A 26,858-nucleotide genomic window follows, 5' to 3' on the forward strand; every position below is an offset into this window, starting at 1 on the left:
AAAAATTAAGCTATTTATTTTATGATTATTGATAAAGAAGCTATAGAAAAAATTGCTCATTTGGCTCGCCTGGAGATGGATGAGAAAAGTGAGGAGAAAATGCTGAAAAGCATGAATGAAATTGTGGAGTGGGTAGCAAAATTGGAAGAGGTGGATACGGAAGGTGTAGCACCTCTAACTCATATGACACAAGAACAAAGTGTTTGGAGAGAAGACGAAGCTAAATATACACTTAGTCATGATGATGCACTGAAAAATGCACCGAAAAAGGATGCAGATTTTTTCAGAGTGCCTAAGGTATTAGATTAATAGTCGACAGGAATGTAATTAGTACAAACAAAAATAAAACTTCTGAAGTGTGAAACTTGAGAAGTTTTTTTATTGTATAAAGCTCGAAACGGACTTCATATTTTTAAGAAAGAATCTCTACTAAACAGAGGATTAGGATATTTGTAGAAACCCTCTCCTGAAATCATTCCCAGCTTTCCCTTTTTTATATATTCGTTTTGCACAAACTCTGCGTTGGAGGTACGTTGATGATCATTGTCCTTTTCTCCCCAATATTTCTCAATGTTATAGACTGTATCTAAGCCAACTGCATCTATTATGATAAAAGGTCCATATTTATTTCCAATAGCCATCCACGATTTATCGATGTCCTCAAAAGAGGCAATTCCTTTCCGAAGCATAGTTAATGCAGTAGAAAGCATTGGAATAAGAAGTGAGTTTAAAAGGTATCCACTGTTTTCTTTTTGTAATACAATAGGGAGAATGTTTAAATTTTTGATGAAGTGAATTAATGATTCAATTATCAAAATATCAGTGTCTGGGTGACCCATTATTTCTACAAGCCTATTTTCCCAAATCAGATTTGTAAAATGAGCACCTACAAATTGCTGTGGATACTTGAAATGTGGTGCGAAATCACTTGGAATAAACGAATCACTATTTGAAGCAACAATTGTAGTTGGGGAGATGAACTGGGAGATGGTTTTATAGAACTCGATTTTTGCTTCCATTTTCTCAGGAATAGATTCTATAAACAAATCACATTCTTGACAGGCTTCTTCTAGATCACTGGTGTAATGAATATTTTTTAAAGCGGAATCAACTTGATCTTTGCTGTTGGTAAATTTCTCCAAAAATGAGGCAGCGAACTTTTCATGAAGCACCTTACCAATTTCTAAACCAATATCAGAGGTGTCGTATAATTTTACACGGTAGCCATTAAAGGCAATGTACCATGAAATTTCTGAACCCAAAGTATCAGCACCTGCGATAGTGATTGATTTTAAAAGCATAGAATAAAACGAAGTTACAGCTTAATTGGTATTAAATATACTTCCATAACTCAGAGTATAAATAATAGCTTTCACTTTCCCTCTTTTTGTAAGGAGTACGGAAGCGAATTTGATCTTAATTTAATCAAATATAAATAAATTTTAAAGGATAAAATAAGGCAGCTGAAAAGAAAATTTTATCTCTTGGGAAATCAAAAATAGAAAACATAGCTAAAAAAGAATGGAAGTTTTAGGGTAGAAGACTTACAGTTAGCAAGTACACAAAAAAAAGTCATTCCCTTTCAATATGGAATGACTTTTTTTGATTAATGTATTACGTTGTTTTAGCAACGGAAATTATCTATAAATTATTGACTAAAGGTAGCTCTTGTGTCATGCTTAAGTCAATGACAGTATTGAGTTGTCCCATGATTTGAACAAAACGGGCCGCTGTCTGTGTAGATACCACTTTTTTCATTGCTTTAAAATACTTTTGGTTCAAAGCAATTTCCTTTTTATTAAGTTTGAAGCTGGTATTCATCAACTCTTCAGTTCTCTTCTCATCCAAAGTTTCAAAACTTTCTGCATATTCTTTTAATAGTGCATACTGTTCATTTAATAATTGACTTTGCTCATATTCATATTTATCATAAACAGGCCAAAATTTGTCAGCTTCAGCTTCTGATAAGTTCATATTCTCTTTAAGAACTCCTCTTTTCTCAGCTTTGATTAAGGTTTTAATGGTTTCAAAGTCCATATTTTGACCTTGAACTTTACTTGTTAATGAAGGATTTTGAGCGAACAAGTTTAAGCATACAAAAAGAGCGAGTATAGTACCAATAAGTTTTTTCATAATATCTTGTTATCTTATATTCAAGTTTTATCAACGTTAGAAAATGAGCTGAGTTCTTAAATGAGTATTAATAAAGGTAAATGCGTAAATAAATATCTAAAAAAGAATGCTAAAAAATAAATTATAGTGTATTCTAATACACCTTTATTTGTAGAGTTTCACTATTCAAAGATCAAGCGGTATTCTATCCGAGTAGATTTACTTTTTAGTGTATTTATTTTCTATTCTTTTTTACTCAACCATTCCTCTGGATCTAATTTTTCTCCATCCATATTCCATATTTGAAATTGAATCTCATAGGTTCCATCTGCATTTTGACCTGCATTTCCTAGCTTAGAATTAATAGAAACGATATCACCCACTTTTACATTTACTTTATTCAATTTAGAGTAAACAGTAAAAAAGTTATCGTGCCTCAACATTACTACATTTTGAAGGTTGGGAACTTTGGTTACAGCAGTTACCTCTCCACTGAAAACACTTTTAACGACAGCATTTGGTTTTACTCGAAGGTCTATTCCATGGTTTTCGATGTTAACACCCGATAGGATGGGATGAGGGCGTACTCCAAAGTGGTTGGTGATCATGCCTCCTTCTACGGGCCATTTGAGACTTCCTTTGGTTTCCTGAAAACTTGTGGTCGTTACATTCTTATTATTGATTTTATTTTCCGTTTTATCGGTAATTTCAATTTCATTTTCGAAAACATTTCCTTCTTTAGAGACATTAGAAGTCAATACTAGCATTTGCTTCTGAAGTTCGGCTAGGGCTTTTCTCTCTTTTTCAAGTTGTGCTATTAATTCTCTTTCCTTGAGTTTTAGATTGCGGACTACTTTAGTTTGTCTTTCTTTTAATGATTTCAATTGAGCCAATTGTACCTTTTCTTCTTCGAGTAAAGCAAAGGACTCCTTATTTCTAGCTTTGATTTCTTCTTTCTTATGAAGCAGGAGTTCTTGAGATCTTTCAATTTCTAAGATCTGTTTTTTTCTGACGTCCTTATAATGTTCAAGGTAATTGGCTCTACGTACAAACTGAGTAAAGTTTTCGCTCGAGAAAATATAAGCCAATTGCTGGAAATCACCTCCTGTTTTATAAGCAGCGTATACGAGTTCAGCATATTCCTCTTTTAATAACTCAATTTTTCTTTGTAGAGAATCAGCGACAATGATGGCCTCTTTCTCCTCATTTTGAGCTTCGGTGATTCTATTTTGAATTTGACGAAGATAATGTTCACGTCCTTCAATCTGAGCTTCAATATCATTGAGTTCACTTAATGAAGCCTCTTTTTTATATTGGGTATCATCTAAAATAGCCTTAGTTTTTGCAATTTTGTCTTTTGCTAATTTAATGTCCTTTTGAGCAAAAAGGGAATGGGTAATAAATGTGATTAAAAATATAAAAGCTATTTTTTTCATTAATTGATTTATATGCAGAACTAAAAAGTGAACCCATAAGTAATATTTACCCCATCAATTACCAATAAATTGATCAAGTTATTTTTGTTTGGTTACTTATTATCTTTATTGAAAATAATATTTTAAGTACTAAGTCAAAAATAGTTTACATAAAATAATTTTGAACTTAAGTACTAAGTCAAAAATAAATCATAGTTAATTCTAATTTATTTTTTGTGAGTACAACGCTAAAAAACGTATTAATAGTGGTTCTATTGAAAGTTTTTTGAAGGAAGTAATCGCAAAACAATAAATAGAATTAGTATTAGATAATTTTGAATTTGTACTTAGTACTTACTTATACATAAAAAATCGTACCTCTATTAATAATTCACAATTGAAACAGGATTTTAGAATCAGGAAATACATTGCATCAGACCATAAGCAATGGGATAATTTTGTTGATGAATGTATGCAACCACACTTTTTCTTCCATAGGTCCTATATGGAGTACCATAAAGATCGTTTTACGGATGCAAGTCTTATTGTGGAGGACAAAAATGAAAATATTGTGGCTCTTTTTCCTTCTTCATCGGCAAACGGAGTAGTTTCATCTCATGCTGGGCTTACTTTTGGTGGATTGTTATATAAAAGAAGAACTTTTGTTCAGAAGATAATAAAGATCTTAGCGTTAATTGAAACCTATTACGCCAACTTAGGTGTTCATAAGATGACCTACAAAGTGATGCCTTATATCTATAAATCGGAGCAGGGGGAAGAAGACCTTTATGCTTTGTATATGAATAATTGGAAGTTGGTGAGAAGAGATTTTAGTACAATCGTAAAAAAGGATTCCTCTTTGATTTCAGATAGGTCAAGACGTAAAAACAATACAATTGCCCTTCAAAATCAAATTGAAGTTTTACCATCAGAGGATATTACTGCTTTCTGGAATCTTTTAAATCAGAACTTAAAGGATAGGCATAATGTAAATCCAACCCATTCCTTAGAAGAACTCCAATTATTGATACGACTTTTTCCTGATAACATTAAATTAGTAGGAGGTTTTAAGGATGGAGAAATGTTGGGTGGAGCCTTATTATTTTTAACTCCTTATGTTTGTAAAATTCAATATTCTGTAAACTCTTTGAAAGGAAGAGAGTTTAAAGTATTAGATGCAGTTTTCTTGTCAGTTATAAATGATAATCAAAGACCTTATGTTGATTTTGGGCATTCCTCCGAAAATGAGGGTAAATTTCTTAATGAAGGTCTGAGTAAGTTTAAATTTTATTTTAAAGGCGAAGCATCTGTCTGTGATTTCTATGAGAAAGATCTCTCAGCAAATTTGTAGACTTAATCGAAACTATAGAACTTTGTATTTATGGATGAAATAGTAAACAGAGTAGCACAGAGTGCACTGATTTCTTTTGACTTGGAAGATATTCGAGCAGAAGGAGAGCGCGTGCTAATTGATATAAAAGAACAACTTTTTCAAGGTTTGATCTTAAAGGAAAAAGACTTTCGAGCGTTTATCAAGGAACATGATTGGTCTCAATATCAAGATAAGCATGTGGCGGTAACATGTTCGGAGGATGTTGTAATTCCTACTTGGGCTTATATGCTTTTAACCACAAGGTTGGAAAAATATGCTTCAACAATTGTTTTCGGAGATTTATCTCGATTGGAAGAAAAATTATTTGAGAAAGCAATAGCAGAATTAGATACTGATCAATTTATTGATAAACCTGTTGTTGTAAAAGGGTGTAGTAAAGAAGATGTACCTGTTACCGCTTATGTGGATATTACAGAAAAACTTCGCCCTATAGCGAAAACAATCATGTATGGTGAGCCTTGTAGTACAGTACCAATTTACAAGAAGCCAAGAAAAAAATAAGGTAAAAAGAGAGGAGTGAAGAATGCTGAGTTTTCCCAACATTTTTCACTCCTCTTTTATAATTGCTTAAAACGAATCAAATACGTAATTGTAATTGTGTCACGAACAATCCTGCATGATGATCAACAACGTTCTTTCCTAGGTCATTAATCATATACACTGGACGAAGTTGGTAAGCTGCTGTAAGTTTGACATTTTGACCAATGATAGCCCAGTTAACACCAAAATCACTTTGGAAAGAAGTCTCATCTAAGCCTTCAAGGTTTTTATAGGAAACAGAAACATAAGGCTGGAGTTTCTTCTCTGAATTATAAATAGTTTTAGGCAATGTATAGCCTAACTCTGTATGGAAGATATGCCCAGTACCATGAGAATATTGAGAAAAACCAGGTCCTTGTGGTGAAGATGGAGCATTAGGATCTGTTCCTGCAAAACCACCCATAACATGTAAAGTTCTCAAGTAATCATTTCCGTATTGGTAGTTATAATAAACTGCATATCCTGTAAATCCACCGCCATTATTCCCTAATGGAGTACTTAAAAATACATCCACGGCAAACTTCTTAATGTCATTTTCTTGAATGTACATGTCCCCATTTATATCTTCCTTATAAGTACCAGTTCCTCCAGGTTGATATTGGAAACCAGCACCAATGTTGAATACTCTTTTTTGTCCGAAGTAGTTCATTTGACTTGCTCCTGAAACAGATTGAGCTTCTACATCCCAGAATTGCCAGAAGAAATAACCATTGTAGTTATAGTTTGTTTGCTTTAATAGATAGGTGCTACCTACGGTTGCTCCAGGATGACCATTTTCAGCAAATTCTAACATTTCACTTTTAGACATTGGTCTACCTCCAACAGTAGGATCGCCAGCAACAGTAGAGATGATCGGTTGGTTGACCGATACCTGATAACCCAATTTACCTAAAACATTACCTCTTGCAAAAACACCCATTTGTCTTACAATAGCATCAGTACGGTTTACCTCAGGATAGTTGAAGTAAGGGTGATCGACAGTTAGATAGTTGTTTGATCCCACACGAGAAAGACGGGCTAAGCCTTGCCAGAAGTGAATACCAGCACCAATGTAGTTTTGATCAGCAATTTTTATTTGTCCTTGAAAGTCATGGACATAAACGTTATTGTTGATATTAGAATTGGTAGCATTACTCGTTGCACCGATATGAGCAAAAAGTAAATACTTATTTTCAATATTAGCATAGAACATCGTACGAATACGACGCATCGAAAAATCACTATAATTAGAGATTGGCTCTCCAGTTAATGCATTCGTAGTACCTGGGTTTGTTTCACCCGCTCTCCACCATGCTTGAATACCTATTATTGTTTTGAAATAAGAGGTCTTCTCTTTATTAAGATCCAATCGTAAGCCTCTTTTGAAAACATCTACAGATTTTTCATAAGGTGTCTTTTCCTCGACAGGATCATTGTTTTTCTCTTGTTCTGATTGAGCAAAAATTGATAATGAGACAAAAGTTAACAATAGCGTGGATAAAATTCTTTTCATTTTAAGATAGAGTTCATAAACATTCGTGCAAAGATATTTCACAGGCGAATGATAAAAAAGGTGAAGAATCTCTATCTACACTTTTATTCTAATGATTTCTATCATAAAAATTACTAATTTCCTTCTCAGCGTGTGATAATTTGTATTTAAGAATCTGATTAGTATGAATGTCTACCCAGCTTTCTAAGGCTATGTAACTCTTCTTACTACTGTTTGCATAATGCGTATAAGAAAGCCCTAATTTTTGAAACTCTTGATAAAAGAGGTCCTCAATCACAGCAAAATTAGTGATAAGGTCACTACTAAGTTCTCGAACTTCTTGCAATTCCTGTCGTACACTTTCCTGAATAAGTTTTCTTATTTTTTGAATTTCTTGTTTTTCTTGTTCAATTTTTTGTTGAGAATAAACGTTGTTATCCTCACTTAAAGAATTCCAGTAAACATCGAAAGCTTCTTGGGTGATATTATTTTGTGAATAAACATTCAATAAAGAAACGAAAGTCAAGATAATTGATAGTAAAATTGTTTTCATGATACAGTTTTAATTATAAAGGGTATGTTTTTGTAAATGGCTTTTACCCTTAAATAGTTCACGTGGCAAAGCTACATTTTATGTAAGAAAATGCTTTATAATTCTTTTTTTACTCCAAATTATTATTCAGATAAATCAATTTACTTGACTAGTAATGAGAATTTTTTAATAAAAAGAGTCTCTTTTTAATTTTTAGAAATAGAAAAAGAGTACATCTGTAGGATGTAATTTCCATTAAAAATATGTCATTTTTTAATAACTTATTTTGATTAGAAGTTAATTAAAAAAGCCACCAAAAACTTTCGTCCTTGATGGCTTTTAGAAATTGACCTTTTACAAGATCAATCTATATCTTATAAGTGGATACACTCATCATACGCTAAGGCAGCAGCCTCCATTACCGCTTCCGATAATGTTGGGTGAGGGTGAACCGCAGTGATGATTTCGTGACCAGTTACTTCTAATTTACGAGCTACAACCGCTTCAGCAATCATTTCAGTAACGTTTGAACCGATCATATGGCAACCTAACCACTCACCATATTTCGCATCAAAGATTACTTTAACGAAACCTTCTTTATGACCTGCTGCAGATGCTTTACCTGACGCAGAGAATGGGAATTTACCCACTTTGATTTCATAACCAGCTTCTTTCGCTTGCTCTTCAGTCATACCTACTGATGCTACTTCAGGAACAGTGTAAGTACAACCTGGGATGTTACCGTAGTTCATTGGCTCTGGAGTTAAACCTGCGATTTTCTCAACACAGATAATACCTTCGTGAGAAGCAACGTGCGCTAAAGCAGGTCCTTTCACGATGTCACCAATTGCATATACAGAAGGGATATTTGTTTGGTAGTAATCGTTTACTAAAACTTTACCCTTGTCATGAGCAACACCAACTTCTTCTAAACCGATACCTTCAAGGTTCGTCTCTACACCAACAGCAGAAAGCACTACATCACACTCGATAGTAGTTTCTTTACCTTTTTTGTTGTCAGTGATTTTAACTACACAACCATCGCCAGAAGTGTCCACAGTTTGAACAGCAGCGTTAGTCATTACGTTGATACCTTGTTTTTTGAAGTTACGCTCTAATTCTTTAGAAACGTCAGCATCTTCGTTAGGTACGATACGAGGTAAGTATTCAACTACAGTTACTTCAGTACCGATTGAGTTATAGAAATAAGCAAACTCAACACCGATAGCACCAGAACCCATTACAACCATTTTCTTAGGTTGCTCAGGTAAAGTCATAGCTTGACGGTACCCGATTACTTTCTCGCCATCAATTTTGATATGAGGAAGTTCTTTCGCTCTACCACCAGTAGCAAGGATGATGCTTTCAGCGTCATAAACTATAGCGTTACCATCAGCGTCAGTTACTTCAACTTGTTTAGGTCCCACTAATTTACCGAAACCTAAAAGTTTTTCAATTTTGTTTTTCTTGATCAAGAACTCAACACCTTTACTCATACCAGCGGCTACGCCACGGCTTCTTTGTACCATTGCTGAGAAATCAGCTTCAGCTTCACCTGCTACATTAATACCATAGTCTTTTGCATGGTTAATGTACTGGAATACCTGACCACTTTTCAAAAGGGCTTTTGTAGGGATACATCCCCAGTTCAAGCAGATACCGCCTACTTCTGCTTTCTCTACTACGGCTACTTTCTTACCTAGTTGAGAAGCGCGGATTGCTGCCACATATCCACCGGGTCCACTACCGATGACGATCAGGTCAAATTTTGTTGCTGACATAATTAAAATGTTATAATATAATTTTTCGTTTTCTGTTTGAGCGGCAATTTCGTAAAAATTCCCACACAAAAATAAAAGTTCATGGATAAAATAAAAACGTATAAGGGGTACACTTTTTATATTAAAGTATAATCAGGTAAATAATTGATGGAATTTTATTGTGTTTCTATTAAAAATCAAGAGGGAATAGCAGGCGATATTATCAAAATGTCATCAATAGTTCTTTAAAATGAAAGAATGAGAAAATTTTAGGAAGGCAAGATCTTATTAAAAAAATAAAACAGAGTACATTTCTATCTAAACAAAATAAAATCAATCAATTAAATAAGCAGAAGATTATGTATTTTTGTTTAATGGCACTGTCTGATTTTTTTGTCAAGGTGCCGAAAATGTGGTAAATTATCCATAAATAAAGACAAGAATGAAAAGAGGAGCATTTTTTAAGTTGTTGCAACACAGAACGTTTGACTTTACGCCACGTTACTATGATGCAGAAAAAGAAGAAAGAGATGCCAGGATAAAGGCACTGTATGAAAAATACGGGAAAACAGAGGAGAAAAACGAAGAAAGTGCCGAAGGTGTAAGAAGGAGTATTTCTTTTTCGAGAGAAAGAAGCCGGTCTACGGAGAGAAAACCCATCATGATTAGAGCTGCTGTAATGGTGGGGATATTCGTACTCTTATATGTTCTTTTTAAGTAATGATAACTAAAAGAGAATCAACAGGTTCAAACTCAAAATACTAGATAATCGTTAACTTATTACTTAATATTATATTGATAATCAGCCGTTAATAATTGTTCAAAAGCTTATTAACAGTCTTTCTCTACTTTTAGGTAAAGAAGCGATTATAAAAACTATATATTTGCAGGACTTCGCTAATATCAGTTAGCAAGTTAAACTTCAATTACTTCAGAATCAATTTTCATGTATATTGCAATAGCCGGAAATATCGGATGTGGTAAAACCACTTTAACACGTTTGTTATCAGAACGTTTTGGATAGAGAGCTTTGTTTGAAAGTACAAGCAACAATCCTTACTTAGAGGATTTTTATGAGGACATGGAGAAGTGGGCATTTCACTTACAGACCTATTTCCTAAACCATAGATTTGAACAAGTTCAAGACGCTACAGTTGATAATCCGGTAATTCAGGATCGTAGTTTATATGAAGGAACGTATGTGTTTACTGAAAACCTACGTCGTTCTGGAATGATGCATCAACGCGATTTTGAAAACTATTCTGCTTTATCAAAATTATATGAAGCAAAAGCTACACCTCCACACTTGTTGATTTATTTAAGAGCCGATCTTGAAAAATTAAAATCAAACATTGAGAAGAGAGGTAGAGATTATGAAAAAACTATTCCTGACGAGTACTTGTTAAACTTGAACGAGTTGTACGAGGAGTGGATTTCCAATTATGAGAAAGGCGGTTTATTAGTGGTAGATGTCAATGATGTAGATATTGTCAATAACCCTAATGATTTCGAGCGAATTGCATCTGCGATTGAATCTGCAATGCGTATTCGTAAAAATGTAGGCGCTACAGTCTAATCCTCTTTTGTTATTAATCTTAATCTGAAAATATTTTTATCGTATGTATATAGCGATAGCCGGAAACATCGGTAGTGGCAAAACAACTTTAACAGGTAAACTTGCTGAACACTTTGGTTGGGAACCAAGATATGAAAGTGCGGACGACAATCCTTACTTGGAAGATTTTTATGGTGATATGTCTAGATGGGCGTTCCCTTTACAAATCTATTTCTTGAACAGCCGTTTTCGTCAAGTGATGGAAGTATCAAAGACACATACTCCAATCATCCAAGACAGATCGATCTATGAGGATGCTCATATTTTTGCTCGTCAGCTAAATCAAGATGGACATCTTTCCGACCGTGATAATGAGGTCTTCCAAAATGTATTTTCATCTGTAGCGGACCATGCACCTGCTCCTGACCTTTTGATTTACTTAAGAACAAGCGTTCCACAGCTTTTAGATCACATTAGAAAGCGTGGTAGAGAGTACGAACAAAGTATCTCAAGAGCTTATTTGACAGGTTTGAATGAGTTTTATGAGGAGTGGATCTCCAACTATGACAAAGGTAAATTACTAGTCATCGAGATGGAAGATTTAGACTTTGTAGAAAACGAAGCCCACTTTGATCAGATTGTGGCCAACATCGATGCGGAGTTACAAGCGGCAAAAGCACGCGTTTAATCTAAAGAGATAATAAATAAGAAGTGTTTGTTATTTCAGTAACAGACACTTTTTGTTTGTCCAAAAATCAATCAATTCTATTAAACTACCCCATTTAGGATCAAAAAAATATGCAATACGTAGCGATAGCAGGGAATATTGGGTCAGGGAAAACTACTCTAACAAAAATGCTTTCAGAACATTTTGGATGGAAAGCGGAGTTTGAGAGTACTGCAGATAATCCTTATCTAGAAGATTTTTATCAAGACATGAAGCGTTGGGCTTTTCATGCTCAGGTGAGATTTTTAGATAATAGTTTTCAGCAGATGTTGGATATTAATGCTTATGGTAAGCCAATTATCCAAGATCGTTCTTTTGATGAAAACGCTCATATCTTTGCTAAAAATTTGCATGTGTCAGGCCAGATGGACGACAGGGATTTTGAATCGTATTGGAAATTATTTTCCTCCCTATCCTCCCAGTTGCCAAAGCCTGATCTATTAATCTATTTAGATACTGACTTGGATCGCTTGAAAACTCAGATTCAAAAAAGAGGTAGAAGCTATGAACAAACTATTCCGGAAGAGTATTTGAGTAATCTCAATAAGCTTTATAACGAATGGATTGATGCTTATGAAGGACCACTTTTAAGAATCAAAATGTCAGAGCATGATTTTGTAGAAGAGAATGCAGATTTCTACAGCATTGTGGATAAGATTGACAATATGTTGAGCGTAGAAAAGTAGGTCTAGAAAATATTTTTGAAGAAGGCTTTGGTTTTAATTATAAAATCAAGGCCTTTTTTTATATTTAGTTAATCAATCAAACTTTCAGCTAACTAATAACATAACCAAAATGATGAACACAGGAATCGTGCACTTTGAGGCATTTATCATTACCGCATTTCTTTTTATAGCATCTCCAGGTATTGACACCATGTTTATTATCAATAAGTCGCTCACACAAGGTAAAATTGCAGGAGTGTTCTCTACATTCGGAATTAACGTAGGTGTTTTCATTCATACCTTCTTCGCTGCTGTAGGGCTTTCATGGGTATTAGCACAGTCTGCTATGGCTTTCATGATTGTAAAGTATTTGGGAGCAGCATATCTTATCTATTTAGGTATTAAAAGCATTCTAGCCAAAGAGGAGGAGGATGAAAATGTAGCGTTGTCTACTGTTGAGATGAAGAGGAGAAAACATTTTACAAGTGGCATTATGACGACTTTGTTCAACCCTAAAGTCGCTTTGTTTTTTCTGTCATTTTTTCCTCAGTTTATAGCGCCTTCAGCTGTAGAAGATAAAATGCCTTTCTTACTTTTGGGAGTTGTATATGCTGGGATTGCCATTTTGTGGTTTTTATTATTGACTTTTCTGGCTTCTACCTTTTCTTCAAAAATTCAAGGAAATAGCACTGTCAAAAAATGGATGAATAAAGGTGCAGGTGTTGTTTTTATTCTGATGGGGTTAAAGGTGGCGTTTTCTAAGAAATAATTTTATTATCAATTACATTTTCATAGGTGTGAATATCTTTTTTATCAAAAGGTAAAGATCCTGTTGATTTCTTTTTTCTATTCAAAATCTATCTCAATTAGAAATGGATTTTGTGAATAACTTGTGGAGTTGAAGATTTTCTTGTGTAAAATCTTTGATTTATCAACATGTGTGTGAATAAAATGAGTATAAAAACGTATGAAAATATAAAAATAACATTAAAATGATGTTGATAAGTGATAGAATACTGTAAATGAGAGAGATTAAATTGTGAATAATTTCTTCTTTCTGTGAATTATTAGAGAATAAAGAGGGAAAGATTAATAAAAACCGTATCTTTGCATTCGAATTTTACTGATGTATCCATTTTTACAGAGAATACTATACTTGTTATAGGGTTGATTTTGAAAGGTATATCACTGATAGTCATTACATTTTTATAGTTTGAAAACTCAATTTTCAACACCTTTTAAGGTACTATTTAAGTGTTAATGCTGTTAATACTTTTGAAAATTTAATGTAATTCATGGAAATATAGTGATAGTCAGCTAAATTCGGCTTGTAGTTTAGCAGAAGTATGCTTACTTTTGCAAGCCGAAAAATTCTAATCTTACATAGTACGATGAAAAGAACATTTCAACCTTCGAGCCGCAAGAGAAGAAACAAGCATGGTTTCCGTCAACGTATGCTTTCAGCAAACGGACGTAACGTTCTTGCAGCAAGAAGAAAAAAAGGAAGAAAAAGCCTTACAGTTTCTGACTCTAGAAAACACAAGGCGTAGATAGCACCCTAAAGTAGGGTGTGTTTCAGAACACTAAAAAATTATTGTGATGAAAACTCGTATCGCAAAAAAGATCTTGAAAAATCAAGACAAATTGAATTACAACAAAGGTCAAGTTCAGAAAGCTGAGCGCCTTGTTGCTAAAAAACAAAAAGCTGCCGCTAACGCATAATTGACACCAATGTCTTGCAGCTTTTATCTAAGCGTCTCTGCGGGGTGCTCAGATAGTACCCCGCGGAAGCCCGCACAAAGAAATAAAAGCTGAAGGTTCGGCGGCAGCAACTGCATCGAACCTTCACTTTTTTTTTATCCAAAATTTTATGAAGCCATCATCAACACCAACTTTTGATAATGCCACTTTCCCCAAGTGTGAACATCTAAAAAGTAAAAGCAGCATTGATAAAATGTTTGCCAAAGGAAAATCTGTATTTGTGTTTCCTTGCAAGGTGTACTATACTTTATCAGATGATATAGAACAGGCTTCAGTTCCCCCTCAAGTTTTATTTTCAGTCTCTAAGAGAGGCTTCAAAAATGCCACTGACCGCAACAGGATCAAAAGACAGCTAAGAGAGAGCTACCGCTTGAATAAAAGTATTCTTATGGCTGAAAACCCTAATGCGAGAGTGGAGAGTATTGCTTTTGTGTATGTTTCTAGGAAAAAAGAACCCTATGCTTTTATTGAAAGGAAAATGAAGGCAGTTCTTTATAGATTGAAGGAACAGTATACAGATAGTGAAGCATAAAAAAAAGACTCGGAAATCTTCCAAGTCTTTTATAATACATCAGCTTAAAAACTAATTTTCTACTACCTAATATTCATTTATCAAAACTCATAATATTCATCTGCTACTACTCCTTCAGGATACTTTGTGATCTTTACACCGATTCCTTCAGGACTTGCATTAAGGTTGAGAGTAATGCCGTTTTTGCAGTCAATAATATTTTGGTAAACATATCCCTCACTAAAAAGGGCATTGAAATAAGGAGTGAACGTTTGATCTGACATTTGATGGTATAACCCTTCCGCCAATTCTAATGCGAGGTATTCATAACTCTCTATATTTTCTAAAGCTCCATGATGGTCATTAAAAATGACTGTATTTTCTTCTATAGAAACCTTTGTGTGTTCTTCAGTTCTTAGTGCCATGATGGCTTGTTCTTTGGTTTGAGCGAATAAAAGGGTATTGAAAAGGATAAAGGCGAAAGTAAAAGCGATTTTTTTCATGATTTTTTGATTAGTGGCCAGCCTTTAAATAAGGCTGACCTGATGGATAAATAAATTGTTGTAAGGCTGTTTTTATTCTTCTATGTTATCAAGTTTATAATCTCTATTCTTGATGAAATTTCCATCCTTATCGAAATCTGTTCTTCTTCTCTTCATTGAAGAAGGAATTTTTTCTATAGGAACAAAGATGGGTTTGTCTGAAGGCCATACGTAAGTCAACTCAGGTTGGTATCCTTCAGGATAGTATTCTTCTGGTTTGTACTGCATATCTCTGATATACTGATTTTGCATGTCCTCTCTTTTCTTTCTTGGTACTGGTACAACCATACCTCCATTTTCAGCAACTTGAGATCCAGCTTGTGGAGGTGTTGCGTTTGGGTAATCAGGTATTTGACCATCTCTAACCCAAATCTTATCCTTCGTTACATTCACAACTACACCGTCAAATCCAAAGTGGAAAGGTCCATTGTAATGCTCTCTTACCTCAGCTACCATTTCATTGTTAGCATATAAATCATCGGTAGTATGCGTAGCCATGGCTAATCTAGGATTAGCATCGCTGTATAATTTACCGGCTGCATAAGCAGGGTTATGGTGTGTATCAATTGTATATCTAGTCAATACAGCAGGAACACCGTAAACTTGAGATGATATCGCTACAACTTCTACCTGCATCTCTGTAATTAATACATCTGCATCTTTACCATATTTGGCGGTTAATTTGTTGGGTCTACCATCACCAGAGAAAACGACAGACATTCCTTTGTATTCCACTCTGTAAGCTGAAGCACCGTCTTTACAGTGTGCTTGTTGCCAGTGAATCACTTTTATTCCATCTTTGTCGTATACAACACCACCATCATCAGTAAAATCAAATTCGTTGACTTCAATTTCCCATCCTCTACCAATAGGGAATACATCAAAAGCATCTCTATGCCATTCGGTCATCATTTTCATACCTTCTACCATGTGGGCTGTACCGTATTTTGGTTCAGACCCTGAAGGTCCAGTTACTCTTAATGGCTCATTCCATCTACCATTCCAAGCGCCAAACATATAAACATAAGGCAATGCACCATAGTGATCCACGTGTAAGTGTGTCAAGAAAATATCGTTGATTTCATTTAATGCTAGACCTGCTCCGACAAAATTGGCTACAGAGCCTTCTCCGATGTCAAAAACGAGGTTTTTACCATTCCCAAACTGTATTAAAATAGAAGTGTTGGCTTGTCCGGGACGAATCATTGGGGAAGATCCCATAAATATGATTCTGATTTCATCTTCTAATAAGTCTTCTGTGTTGGGGTACCAATTGGCAGCGGATACCATATGACTCATTGGTGCAATTCCATCAAACATTAATCCTTCATTCCATCTTCCTAATGGAAGACCAGCCGTTAAAGCAACTTTCAATTGAGTAGTATCTGTTTGGAAAACATCTTGTTGATTTTTTAAATCATTGATATCTTCAGTAACAACAGATTCTTTATTGTTAACATAACCAGCAGCTTTAGTACCGGTTCCTTTGTAATCACCTTTATATTGATTTGGTCCTTGATCGTCTTGTGCATTGATAAATGGGATAAAGCTAATACTTAAGATGACTAGTTGTAGCAAGAATTTATTTTTCATGATTGTAGTATAAGAAAGTAAATTATTATTTTAACTTTTAACCAAATGGTTAAATTCAGGATCTGAAGATCGAATATTAGAAATGTATTTTTTTCTAATCTGTTTTATCATTTATTTTTCGAATGATATAGTTAACCAAACGGTTAAATTTTAAATAGGTTTCATATTAAACGAATATTTAATCTCTTTAACAGCTTTGTTATTACATATCGTCTAATTGATATAACTGATATCTTTCTATTAAATCAATGATTTTTTGGCTGTATTGGGGGTCTGTAGCATATCCGGCTTCTTGTAAACCTATTGCCCACTTTCTATAGTTTTTTATATTGATTTTAAACAAATGAAGATACCAAGGCCTTGAAGTAATGAAATGGCCATAATCCCAAAAGGATGTTTTTACTGTTGGATAAGCACGGAAACATTCTTGATATTTATCGTCGGAGTGTTGTACACGGTGACCTTTCCAATCTTCACCACACTTAATTCCGAAGTGATTATTGGATTTCTGAGAGAGTGTACTGTTACCGAAAGAAGTTTCAAGCATAGCCTGTGCTAAGATAACACTAGCAGGGATCTTAAATTCTTTCATGGTTTGAACCGCTAAATACCCATAAGAGACTACATACTCATGGTAAGTATATAGTTTTTGAGGTTGTTCGTTTAATTTATATTGTTTTTGATCTAGTTCTCTATTTTTTGTGAATGAAGTAAGGACAATCGAACATAAAACTAACATCAAAAACATCTTCTTAGATGTAGTCATAAAATTGTGGTGCAGTAATTTAAGCAGGTGGTTCATTGCTCCACATGCTTCACGTAATTGATATAAAAAAAGTCTAGTGATAAGGGGAAATCACTAGACTACAAAAGTATTACAATTTTTAATATTATTTCTAAGTTGCAATTTCAATCACTCGTGCTTTGTGTTAAATGATTGATGTAAAGCTCCTTATTTTTTACGTCTGAACTTCTTAATTTTCTTCGCAAACTCTAGTAAACTATCTTTTCTACTGGCTCTATATTTCCAAACTACATCAAAAGGTTTGAGTTCTGGAGCATTCTCAGGACCAAAAGTAACCGCAAAGAATCGGCTGTCTTTCGATTGTGCTTTTCTTAGTTTATGAAGTACCGGTGTTTCCAAAGGAGGTATTTTACCATCAGTGATCAGCATCAAATCAGCTTTCCTGTAATCTTCTGATTGCATAGATTCAATAGCGGCTTGTAAAGCAGGACCTGCATTCGTTCCTGCACTAAATGACATCGATAAGAATTCAATCAATGGCTCTAATCCATTATGAAGGTTGCTTAAGTCGATGGTTTTGATTTCATCTTCCGTAGCACCAAAAGAGAAAAGCAGGCACTTCCTTTTGTTCTCAAGGGCCATTTTCATGACTGCAAAACATAACGTCTTAGCAATCTGTTCTGGTTTACCAAGCATAGAAGCACTAGTATCAATACACAAGAGCATCGGCCCCATGACGTCTTCTTTTGTGCTAGCCTTCTGCGTTTCTTTGCTTTCGTCTTTTTGAGGTGGACGATCTTCTGCTTTCAGCTCAAAAGTTTGTAGTTTATGTTCCACAAACTTTTTATAGAAAAGCAGTTCAGTGTCTTCATTACCCAGTAAAGCAGCTTCAGCAGGAAGGATTTGAGAAAGGTCGTCACTTTCATGTACACCTATCAAAGATTCTTTACCATGAGTGAAGGTTCTTCTAAAAGGTTTGATGGTGATTTCCTGTAATTGTTCTCTTTCTTCCTCCAGTTCTGCACTGGCATATCGTCCCAACAGATCTACCAATTCTTTGAGCATTTCCTCATCTTCCAACAATCGGTCATAACGAGATAGAACTTCAAAGCCCGTATGTTGCCACTGTCCTTTGGCTTTTTCAAAACCAAGCCCAAGGTGGTCCATCAATTGGCTCACCAAGTGTTGTGATTTATCAAACTTATTGGCGTTGTCGCTTAACTTCTGACGGAGTTGATCTTGTCTTTTTTGTGTTTTACCACTCAAGATTTTACGCATCGTTTCCATCAGTTTGTTCATCACACCTTTGGAATTATGCCCTTTGTCTCCTTTTGCATTGCCAGAACGCATTCCGAAAGGTAAACTCAAACGCTTTTTCTGTCTTTCGATTTGTGGAACTTCTGAAGAACTTTCTGCAATTTCTTCTATATGCGTGACAATCTCTTTGATCACATGTTCACGCAATGAGGTATGTCTTTGGATGGATTCCCTGAGACCGGGAGTGTCAAGGATATCATCAATGACATCTTTATAACCAAGGGCCATATCTGAGAAATTAGAATTCAAAATCTCAGGTTCATGACCCTTGGCAATTTCTGAAAGGTATGTGGCTAAAATCTCACGATCTTCAGATTCACCCAGGGAAGAAAACATTTTAAATTTTTCTATTTCCTCAAAGGATGTTCTAGCCTCCATAGCTTCGTTTTAATTTTTCGGTTTGTAGTTTGTAGTTCAAGACCAATTTCCATAAGTCATTCAAACTTTCGTCAATCAATGATCTCCAGTTTTCTGAAAGGAAAATATTCTTACCTACACCTTCTTCTCTACTATGTCTTACCTCTTCAATTTCACGTGAAATCTTATCAAGGTATTTCAATAATAGATCCGCTTCTTTATTCAATTGTTCTCTTACATCTTCTGTAATCGACTTAGAAACTTTACCGATTCTATGTTCTTTAGAAGACTTCAATTTATACTTATGATAGTCGTGACCTAATCGTACTTCAATCTCTGTATCTGAGACTTTTCCGATGGTAAAGCTCTCACTTCTACCTGTATTGGTATATAAGTTCACTTCTGAAGAGCCTCTGCCCATCATGGCAAAATCATCTGCAAGGATTCTATTATTCATACTTGAGAAGCCTTCAATAATATGGTATTCTCCATCTACAACTGTAGGAGCTTCCATATACAATTCTTTCTCCTCTTTCGTTTGATCCTCTACATCATTTGTGAAAGTTTCTAATTGGGAGCGAACCGTTTCCATACTGTATTTCGCACTCCAACCGTATTTCTGTACGGCTCTTGTTACCCATTGTCTCACCATATCAATTTGGTCCGGTGAGTGCCAGATACAGTTGGCAATCAAGAAACAATCTGAAAGGTCTACTCTTTCTCTACCATTCATAAAGGCAGAAGTACGGATCAGACGAACAATTTTGTGCCATCTACGGTCAGAAACATAAATGTTTTTATCAACTTCCGTACCCGTAGATTGATTAAATCTTTCGATATATTTTCTGACGATAGAAATCACGCTCAATACTTCCAAAGGTACTTTGACTGAATCAATCAGTGGACTCCAGCTGTCGACCTCTGTTTCATCAAACTTCAATTCTTCTCTAACTACCGGATTCGTTAGTTTTGAAGAAGTGATCATATCAAAGAATTTCTGCTCATCAATGATTCTATCCACGTATACACGAACCAGAAAACGGTCCCATATCGCTTCCAGTCCTTCGCCCTTGGCAGGCAACTCATTGGATGCAGAAAGTAATGCGTGTACTTTTACCTCAATTTCTTGCTCACCATTTCTAAATACTTTCTCATTCAAAACAGTCAATAACGCATTTTGAATGGATGGACCTGCTTTCCAAATTTCATCTAAGAATACGACTGAAGAGCCAGGAAGATAGTTGTCAGTAAGACGTTCGTACTTATCTTCTTTACTTAACTTTGAAATGGAAATAGGACCAAAGATTTCGTCAGGTGTACTGAATCTATTCATCAGATACTCAAAGGAATCTCCTCCTTTAAAAGCATATTTCAAACGACGAGCAATCATACTTTTACCAACACCGGGAGGGCCTAGCATAAAAATACTTTCGCCAGCAATTGCACTCAACAAGGCGAGTGACAGAACATCTTCTTTTTCGTGAAGATCTTCTCCCAATAAGGATAGTAGTTTCTTAGAGCGCTTTCTTACATCAAAAGCTACTTTCGAGAGTTCGTCCATCTGTTATTCTATGAGATAAAATATAATCGATTCTGATAAAAACGACATGCGTTATTTATGCGTGCGTTAAAAGGGCCTCTTAATTTATAGTTTTTTTTCTACAAATCAGGGGACTTGTACTGTTTATGGCGAGAAATTTAGAAATTGAAAGGGTACTAGAATATGATATAAACTACTTTTTAAGTGTTGTTTAATTAAAAATTGTTATAGAAAATGTTTTTTGAAGAATGTTTTATTGGATTTAGTTAAAACTGATAGCATAACATTTCCTTGTGCTTTTAATACTGACTTAAGTCGTATAAAGTTTTAATTAGAAACAGAATTAAAATAACATTGAAAAAAGCTTTTACCCTTTTGGGATCTACTTTCATGACGAGTTCTGCTCCTATCCAACTTCCTGTAAAAGCACCTACAATACCTACTAATCCAAAATCCCAATAAACTAATCCTTCTATCATGAAAAAAGATAAAGCAGCTGTAGATGAAATCATGGCAAGGCTTTTTGAAAAGGCGACATTGACCATAACGGGTATATTACTAAAGAAGGAAAGAATAAAAAAGCAGATGACACTTGTTCCAGGGCCAAAAAAACCACTGTAAAGACCAATAAAGAATGCCGTAGGAAAAACTACTTTAGAAGGTACACTCTCATCATACTTCCCTTCAGGTTTGGGGTGTTTTCGGTTATACCACTCGAGTAGAAATAGAAAGAGGATAATGGCTAACAGCAGGTAAAGCATGAATTTAGCATTCATCATTTTACTGAGCTTGGCACCAAAAATAGCCATCACCAAAGAAATACAACAAGCTATGATTAATTGTCGGTTGATTTTTAATAAACCCTTCTGATGGTATTTAAAGGTTGCTGTAATTGAGGCAGTGGTAAGGATAACTTTGTTTGTCCCTAAAATAAATGCGTCAGGTAAACCTAAGTAAATTAAGGCAGGTAATGATAGCATACCGCCTCCACCTGAGATTGATGTAATGACAGATGAAAAACAACATACCACAAACCAAAAAATGTATTTGTAAACCTGCTCGTCCATTATAATAAAAATAGGCTATAAAAAGGAGAGGTTGATTTGTCAATCGCACATAAAATAATCTCTCCACTGAAGCTCTAATATAGTTGATAGTAGAGTATTATGAAAATAATGCAGGTAGTACAATAAATCCCCATCAATGGAAGGCCAACTTTCATAAAATCTTTCGTTTTATATCCACCTGGACCATAAACTATCCAGTTCGTTTGGTAACTGACGGGAGTTAAAAATGCAGCAGAGGCAGCAAAAGCGATGGCCACAAAGAATGGAGTACTTGGTAGCATTAGCATTTCGCTGACAGAGTATGCAATTGGAAAAACAATGGAAATGGCAGCAACATTGGTCACAAATGAGGTGAGTAAAACGGTGACTAAGAATAACCCAATTAGAACGCCAATAACGCCAAAAGGTAAAAAGATCGTAATGAACATTTTACTGACAATTTCAGATGCTCCAGATGAGATAAAGGCATCTCCTAGAGTGAGGGCAGACATTAGTAGGATGATAAGGTCTAAATCAAGTTCTTTATTGACTGCATTAAAAGTGGTGGCTTTAATCACGAGTAAACCTGCAAATGCAAGAATTGCTCCCGTAAGAATTGAAATAATACCCGCAGCTACTGAAAAAGCAATTGCCATTAAAACACCAAGGTAGATGGCTTTGTTGAGATCTTTAACGACAGGTCTTTGACTTTCAATAGTGGATAACACGTAAAATTCTTTATACGACTTCATGTTAGAAAAGAAGGTATCACCGGCAGATAGCAGAAGCATATCCCCCGCCTGAAGACTGATATTTTCTAATTCACCTGTTACTTTTTGTCCATTTCTATGAATAGCGATCAATTCAACATCATATTTCTCTTTAAAATTGATCTTGTTGATGTATTTCCCATCTAAAAATGAGTTGGCAGGAATTACGGCTTCCACAATTTCAGAATCATCCTCATGGTTGGGTACATCTAAACCAAGGTCTGAGTTGACAATATTCATGATATTTTCAGTTTGTCCCATGAACATCAACTGATCTTTATATTTGAAATTATAATCTTCGGGAATTGGTGTGATGACTTCTCCGTTTCGGTGCACCTCAATTAAGTAAGCACCTTCAAACTTTTTAAGTTCTGAATTTGCTACTGTTTTACCGATCACTTTTGATGACCTATGTACTTCAAGTGCCATTAGGTATTCAGGAGCAATGGCTTTTGCATCATCAAAAACCTCTTTATTTTCTGGAAGTAGGTTATATCCAATCGTAACCAAATAGAGTATTCCTAAAAAAGTCACTAAAATACCCAAATAAAGAAAGTCTGAATAGGCTAAAAGGGGTAAGTTGTTCGTTTCTATAAAACCATTAAGTACTAAATTGGTTGACGTTCCGATAATTGTAATCATACCTCCTAAAATGGTACTGAAAGAAAGAGGTATTAATAGTTTAGAAGGATGTGCTCCCATTTTTTTACACCAATTGTAAACATATGGAGTGAGACCCGCCACCACGGGAGTATTATTGGTAAATGAAGATAGAAAAGCTGCAAATGAAATGACTTTAAGTAAAAAGAATTTTGGATTTTTTGATTTACCTATCATTCTATCCAAAATAGCTTCTAAATTAAAGGTATGATAAAGGTTAGTCGTAACAATAACTAGCACAATGATTGTAGCTATTGAAGGGTTACTCATAGAGTGCAGAATGTCGTTTGCAGAAATTATTCCAGTAACTAAAAGCACTATGACGCCCATAAAGAAAAGTAACGATGGTTTAATACGTTCTTTCAAGAGTCCTACAACAACTAAAGAAACCGTGATTAAGACAATCCATTTTTCTACTTCATGGGGTAAATAATGACTTATGTATAGGGTGGGATGTAGAAACTTAGGCATAGATTTGGGTTATAGGTTATAACCAATATAGACTTTTAGAGATTAGAAAAAAGTGATGATTATCAACGAAATATTGATAAAGATTAAAAAAAAATGCTTTTTCAAGAAGTAATGTAATCACTTGATTTGAAATATTAAATTCATATAGGAAAAAATCCTATTTTTTAGAGATATAAAGTATGAGAGTAAGCCCAGAATTCAGAGGTACAGCAACTATTGTGGTAGTAAGTTTATTACTACTGATGAGTTTTGTTTCTTTCTTGAGGTCTTCACAAGTAGAAAAAAGAGAGGTGTCAGAGATTCTTTTGAACCAAGAATACAAGATTGCCAATTTCCCTTTTCATGCAAGAGAATATTACAGAACTGATGATAGGAAAACATTATTAGGTCTAAAACAAGAAGCAGATAAGGTACTATCTCAAATCAATGCAATGGAGAGTGGAACCCAAAAGTTATCTTCAGACGAACAATCTTTTTTAATACTGACTTCCCTTGGTGATGATGATCTATCCCATGCTTTGGAATTGTACCGAAAACGATTTGAGGATTATTATGCTCAAATTGATATCATGTGGGATGCAAGTATTAAATCAAATTCTACTGTAGAAGAACTACAATATGGAAGAAGATCATCTGGTTTTTTTGCAACAAAAACTCAAATGGTAGAAGAGGGAGAAGGAAGTGATGTAGTAGGCAAAGCATTAGATTTTTTGGAGAGAAGAAATTCTTCTTTACTCTTACATAATAGAGAAACACGTTTTCGTTTAGAGGAAAATATTAGACGAACAAAATCCACTAACTTAGTTTTTAATGGTCTATTAGTAGTTATTGGTGTGATCCTTTTGATTTCTCAAGGTGCTTTCTTTAGAAATAAGTTGTTGGTGCCAATGAACTTATTAAGAAAAAACTTAGAATATTTTACCTCTGAGAAAGGTGCCGAAAATGTTTCTGATATCAATGTGATTGAGGAAAAGGTGAATCATTTGGAAGATGACTTTGAGCGTATCACAAAAATGATTGAGCACCTAGGAGAAAAAGATTTTGAGGCAAATACCGACGGATTAAACCCTAGGCTTGAAGAGTCTTATGAAAAAGCACGTAACACTCTAATGCAGCTGGCCAATGAGGAGTTTGTAAGTAAGTGGATTACGGAAGGATTAGCAAAAACTACAGAAACATTAAATGGAGAACATTTTGATTCCATTACAGATATGAGTTTTGCCTTTGTAAGGTTTGTCACCCGCCACCTTGGAGCCCTTCAGGGAGGAGTATTTTTAAGGTTAGATCAAAGTAGTGATCAAGTTGTGAATCAGGTGGCGAGCTATGCTTACGGAAAGAAACGTTTTCCTCAAAAGAAAATCTCAACAAACGAAGGTCTTGTTGGACAGGTTATGTTAGAGAAACAATATATCTATGTTGAGGATGTTCCGGATCACTATACTGCCATCTCTTCAGGTTTAGGAGAAGCGGCACCTACAAGTATTATCATTATTCCAGTTGTACATGGATCGGATGAGGTGTATGGTGCGGTAGAAATTGCTTCTTACAAAAAGTTGGCAACTCATGAAAAAGAATATGCCAATGCCGCTTGTGAACGTTTTGCATCTGCAATTGCCGTATACATGATGAATGAGAATACTCGCCGTTTGTTAAAAGAGTCAATGCAGGTCAATGAAGACTTGAAGAATAAGGAAGAATCATTGCTTTCTAAAACCAAAGAAATGCAAGGTTTCCAAGATGAATTGAATGTAAAACTTCAAGAACTTTCTAAGGAATCTAACCTGAATAAAAATATTCTAGACGCTATTGGTAAAACAATGGCCATTATAGAGTTTGATCTAGAAGGAAGAATTCTGACGGCAAACGAAATGTACCTTTCTGTAATGGGGTATAAACTAGAGAACCTAACAGGAAAGTATGAGAGAGTACTTGTCCCTTCTGAAGAGGTGAATTCTATGCGTTATAAGTTACTATGGGATAGTTTAAATAATGGTTCTTATATCTCTGGTGAATATTGTAGAATTAACAAAAGAGGACAAGAAATATGGATGAACGGTACATACAACCCAATTTTCGGATTGGATGGAAAACCTTATAAAATCATTCAATTTGCCGAATTTACGACAGAACAAAAAGCAAAGGACCTCACCCACTCTGAGAGGTTACATGCTTTTGGAATGCATTTCCCAGTTTTGGATCTTGATTTAGACGGTAAAATTAAATCTGCAAATAATAGCTTTACTGATGTACTAGGCTATAGAAGAAAAGAATATAGAAATTTGGCTTTAGTAGAACTTTTTGAAGATGCGAAAGAAATTAGATCTTTCAAGAGGATTCTAAGAGATATCAAAGCAGGGACAGATGCAGTGGCTACTTTCAACTTTATGTCGAGAGAAGGACATGTGAGAACGATGGAGGTGAATTTATTTCCATTGAAAAACTTATCAGGAGATGTTCAGAAAGTAACACTTTTTATGGTGGATAAAACAGAAGAACGTTTTATTAAAAAAGAATTGAAAACAGAATCTGAATCTCTAAAATTATTAAAGAATGAAGTAGCGTCAAGAACGGCTATTTTGGAAGGGATGTCTATGATTTTGGAAGTGGATCTTAATGGCCGAATTCTATCAGGAAATAAAAAGGTACAAGAGTGGACCGGAAAGTCACAAGAATCACTGATAGGTCAGCCTATTGCAGATATGGTTACCACTTCATACCAATCTGTTATATCTACATTATTAGCTGATGATACAGAAAAAAATGTAAAGATTAGAACGTTGGAATATTATACCACAAGGAAAGGGGCATTGTGGGGAGAAACTAGCGTGAGAGCTGTATTCAATGAGGATGTGCCTGTCAAGTTTACTTTTATCATTTTTGATGTAACAGAAAGAGTGGAGCGTGAACAAGGTTTGACAAGACAGATTGAGCGTCAAAAAACGAAGAATACGCTTTTCAGAATGCAGCAAAATGAGAGCAATAAAGAAAGTGGTTTTGCGGTCTTAGAACAAATATTCCAAGATAAAGAAATCGATTTATCTACTAACGAGTGGATTGATAAGTTGTCACTTCCTTCTTTATTATTGGATGAAGATGGTAAAATAGAAGCAGATAACTTGGCTTTTCAAGCACTAAATATTAGTGCAACTAAGATCTTGAATGTGCCTGATTTCTTGTCTGAATCTCAAAAAGAGAAAATAACACAATCAGTTAAAAATGCATCTCTTTTAGAAGAGTCTTTAAAATTAAAAGGAGAAGAAAGGTTGCTACTTTCAGTACCATTATTCCAGGAAAATACACATAGAATATTGGTGATGTTTGCTTAGTCATTTACATTATAAAAAGGATAAGGGAAGATAGGGTATTTTGAATACT

Annotated in this window: 25 protein-coding genes; 12 read left to right on the plus strand and 13 right to left on the minus strand. The window is 34.9% G+C overall.

The features are described from left to right. Positions 1-21: 21 nt before the first annotated feature. Entirely contained in the window at positions 22-309 is a 288-nt protein-coding gene (gene gatC / locus PL77_RS17325) for an Asp-tRNA(Asn)/Glu-tRNA(Gln) amidotransferase subunit GatC (protein WP_044208046.1), read from the plus strand. Positions 310-404: 95 nt separating this feature from the next. Here gatC and PL77_RS17330 read toward each other — a convergent pair whose 3' ends face one another. From PL77_RS17330 to PL77_RS17340, 3 genes are all read right to left on the minus strand, one after another. Then, positions 405-1,301, minus strand: a complete 897-nt coding sequence (locus PL77_RS17330; RefSeq protein WP_044208049.1) for a 3-hydroxyacyl-CoA dehydrogenase NAD-binding domain-containing protein — start codon at positions 1,299-1,301, stop codon at positions 405-407. A 340-nt stretch (positions 1,302-1,641) separates the two neighbouring features. Beyond that, the gene (locus PL77_RS17335) at positions 1,642-2,133 is read right to left on the minus strand and encodes a hypothetical protein (RefSeq protein ID WP_044208051.1); all 492 of its coding nucleotides are present in this window, start codon (positions 2,131-2,133) and stop codon (positions 1,642-1,644) included. Between the two features lie 221 nt (positions 2,134-2,354). Then, on the minus strand, positions 2,355-3,548 hold the full coding sequence (locus PL77_RS17340; protein ID WP_044208054.1) for a murein hydrolase activator EnvC: 1,194 nt from the start codon (positions 3,546-3,548) through the stop codon (positions 2,355-2,357). 376 nt (positions 3,549-3,924) lie between these two features. Here PL77_RS17340 and PL77_RS17345 point away from each other — a divergent pair, with 376 nt between their 5' ends. Both PL77_RS17345 and PL77_RS17350 read left to right on the plus strand, forming a co-directional pair. Next, a complete protein-coding gene (locus tag PL77_RS17345; protein WP_156152410.1) occupies positions 3,925-4,878 on the plus strand; it encodes a hypothetical protein in 954 nt (317 codons plus the stop codon). A gap of 30 nt (positions 4,879-4,908) precedes the next feature. Continuing rightward, on the plus strand, positions 4,909-5,421 hold the full coding sequence (locus tag PL77_RS17350; RefSeq protein WP_044208057.1) for a DUF2480 family protein: 513 nt from the start codon (positions 4,909-4,911) through the stop codon (positions 5,419-5,421). Between the two features lie 76 nt (positions 5,422-5,497). Here the strand turns inward: PL77_RS17350 and PL77_RS17355 are convergent, their stop codons facing one another. From PL77_RS17355 to lpdA, 3 genes are all read right to left on the minus strand, one after another. Further along, on the minus strand, positions 5,498-6,952 hold the full coding sequence (locus tag PL77_RS17355; protein WP_044208058.1) for a hypothetical protein: 1,455 nt from the start codon (positions 6,950-6,952) through the stop codon (positions 5,498-5,500). Positions 6,953-7,040: 88 nt separating this feature from the next. Then, positions 7,041-7,484: a hypothetical protein gene (locus tag PL77_RS17360; RefSeq protein WP_044208060.1), complete on the minus strand. Its 444-nt coding sequence runs from the start codon at positions 7,482-7,484 to the stop codon at positions 7,041-7,043. Between the two features lie 353 nt (positions 7,485-7,837). Next, entirely contained in the window at positions 7,838-9,244 is a 1,407-nt protein-coding gene (gene lpdA / locus PL77_RS17365) for a dihydrolipoyl dehydrogenase (protein WP_044208162.1), read from the minus strand. 421 nt (positions 9,245-9,665) lie between these two features. On the opposite strand from lpdA, the gene PL77_RS17370 reads away from it, so the two are divergent. The 8 genes from PL77_RS17370 (at position 9,666) to rnpA (ending at position 14,463) form a co-directional block, all read left to right on the plus strand. Beyond that, positions 9,666-9,944: a hypothetical protein gene (locus PL77_RS17370; protein WP_044208062.1), complete on the plus strand. Its 279-nt coding sequence runs from the start codon at positions 9,666-9,668 to the stop codon at positions 9,942-9,944. A gap of 309 nt (positions 9,945-10,253) precedes the next feature. Further along, complete coding sequence (locus PL77_RS17375; RefSeq protein WP_371199240.1) at positions 10,254-10,799, plus strand: deoxynucleoside kinase; 546 nt, start codon at positions 10,254-10,256, stop codon at positions 10,797-10,799. Between the two features lie 43 nt (positions 10,800-10,842). Next, entirely contained in the window at positions 10,843-11,466 is a 624-nt protein-coding gene (locus PL77_RS17380; protein ID WP_044208064.1) for a deoxynucleoside kinase, read from the plus strand. 110 nt (positions 11,467-11,576) lie between these two features. Beyond that, positions 11,577-12,191 carry a deoxynucleoside kinase gene (locus tag PL77_RS17385; RefSeq protein ID WP_044208066.1) on the plus strand — a complete coding sequence of 205 codons (615 nt, stop codon included), beginning with the start codon at positions 11,577-11,579 and terminating at the stop codon, positions 12,189-12,191. Positions 12,192-12,300: 109 nt separating this feature from the next. Continuing rightward, on the plus strand, positions 12,301-12,939 hold the full coding sequence (locus tag PL77_RS17390; RefSeq protein ID WP_216595917.1) for a LysE family translocator: 639 nt from the start codon (positions 12,301-12,303) through the stop codon (positions 12,937-12,939). Between the two features lie 622 nt (positions 12,940-13,561). Continuing rightward, positions 13,562-13,720 (plus strand): 50S ribosomal protein L34, encoded by a 159-nt coding sequence (gene rpmH, locus PL77_RS17395; RefSeq protein ID WP_044208068.1) that lies wholly within the window; start codon positions 13,562-13,564, stop codon positions 13,718-13,720. Between the two features lie 49 nt (positions 13,721-13,769). Then, entirely contained in the window at positions 13,770-13,892 is a 123-nt protein-coding gene (locus tag PL77_RS32490; RefSeq protein WP_256380344.1) for a hypothetical protein, read from the plus strand. Between the two features lie 148 nt (positions 13,893-14,040). Further along, on the plus strand, positions 14,041-14,463 hold the full coding sequence (gene rnpA / locus PL77_RS17400) for a ribonuclease P protein component (RefSeq protein WP_044208069.1): 423 nt from the start codon (positions 14,041-14,043) through the stop codon (positions 14,461-14,463). An 80-nt stretch (positions 14,464-14,543) separates the two neighbouring features. On the opposite strand, the gene PL77_RS17405 is transcribed toward rnpA, so the two are convergent. The 7 genes from PL77_RS17405 to PL77_RS17435 form a co-directional block, all read right to left on the minus strand. Further along, positions 14,544-14,945: a hypothetical protein gene (locus tag PL77_RS17405; RefSeq protein ID WP_044208071.1), complete on the minus strand. Its 402-nt coding sequence runs from the start codon at positions 14,943-14,945 to the stop codon at positions 14,544-14,546. A 72-nt stretch (positions 14,946-15,017) separates the two neighbouring features. Continuing rightward, positions 15,018-16,577, minus strand: a complete 1,560-nt coding sequence (gntH, locus tag PL77_RS17410; protein WP_052444516.1) for a guanitoxin biosynthesis MBL fold metallo-hydrolase GntH — start codon at positions 16,575-16,577, stop codon at positions 15,018-15,020. Between the two features lie 202 nt (positions 16,578-16,779). Beyond that, entirely contained in the window at positions 16,780-17,343 is a 564-nt protein-coding gene (locus PL77_RS17415; RefSeq protein WP_172665890.1) for a glycoside hydrolase family 73 protein, read from the minus strand. A gap of 186 nt (positions 17,344-17,529) precedes the next feature. Continuing rightward, complete coding sequence (locus tag PL77_RS17420; RefSeq protein ID WP_044208074.1) at positions 17,530-19,017, minus strand: VWA domain-containing protein; 1,488 nt, start codon at positions 19,015-19,017, stop codon at positions 17,530-17,532. After that, entirely contained in the window at positions 19,007-20,557 is a 1,551-nt protein-coding gene (locus tag PL77_RS17425; RefSeq protein WP_044208075.1) for an AAA family ATPase, read from the minus strand. Before PL77_RS17425 ends, PL77_RS17420 begins: the two co-directional genes overlap by 11 nt. Before the next feature lie 278 nt (positions 20,558-20,835). Further along, the gene (locus tag PL77_RS17430) at positions 20,836-21,603 is read right to left on the minus strand and encodes a sulfite exporter TauE/SafE family protein (RefSeq protein WP_044208077.1); all 768 of its coding nucleotides are present in this window, start codon (positions 21,601-21,603) and stop codon (positions 20,836-20,838) included. 74 nt (positions 21,604-21,677) lie between these two features. Further along, positions 21,678-23,483, minus strand: a complete 1,806-nt coding sequence (locus PL77_RS17435; RefSeq protein ID WP_082026609.1) for an SLC13 family permease — start codon at positions 23,481-23,483, stop codon at positions 21,678-21,680. Between the two features lie 179 nt (positions 23,484-23,662). On the opposite strand from PL77_RS17435, the gene PL77_RS17440 reads away from it, so the two are divergent. Beyond that, positions 23,663-26,809: a PAS domain S-box protein gene (locus PL77_RS17440; protein WP_044208081.1), complete on the plus strand. Its 3,147-nt coding sequence runs from the start codon at positions 23,663-23,665 to the stop codon at positions 26,807-26,809. The last annotated feature ends 49 nt before the right edge of the window (positions 26,810-26,858 follow it).

Source organism: Flammeovirga sp. OC4, assembly GCF_000812565.1.
GTDB lineage: Bacteria > Bacteroidota > Bacteroidia > Cytophagales > Flammeovirgaceae > Flammeovirga.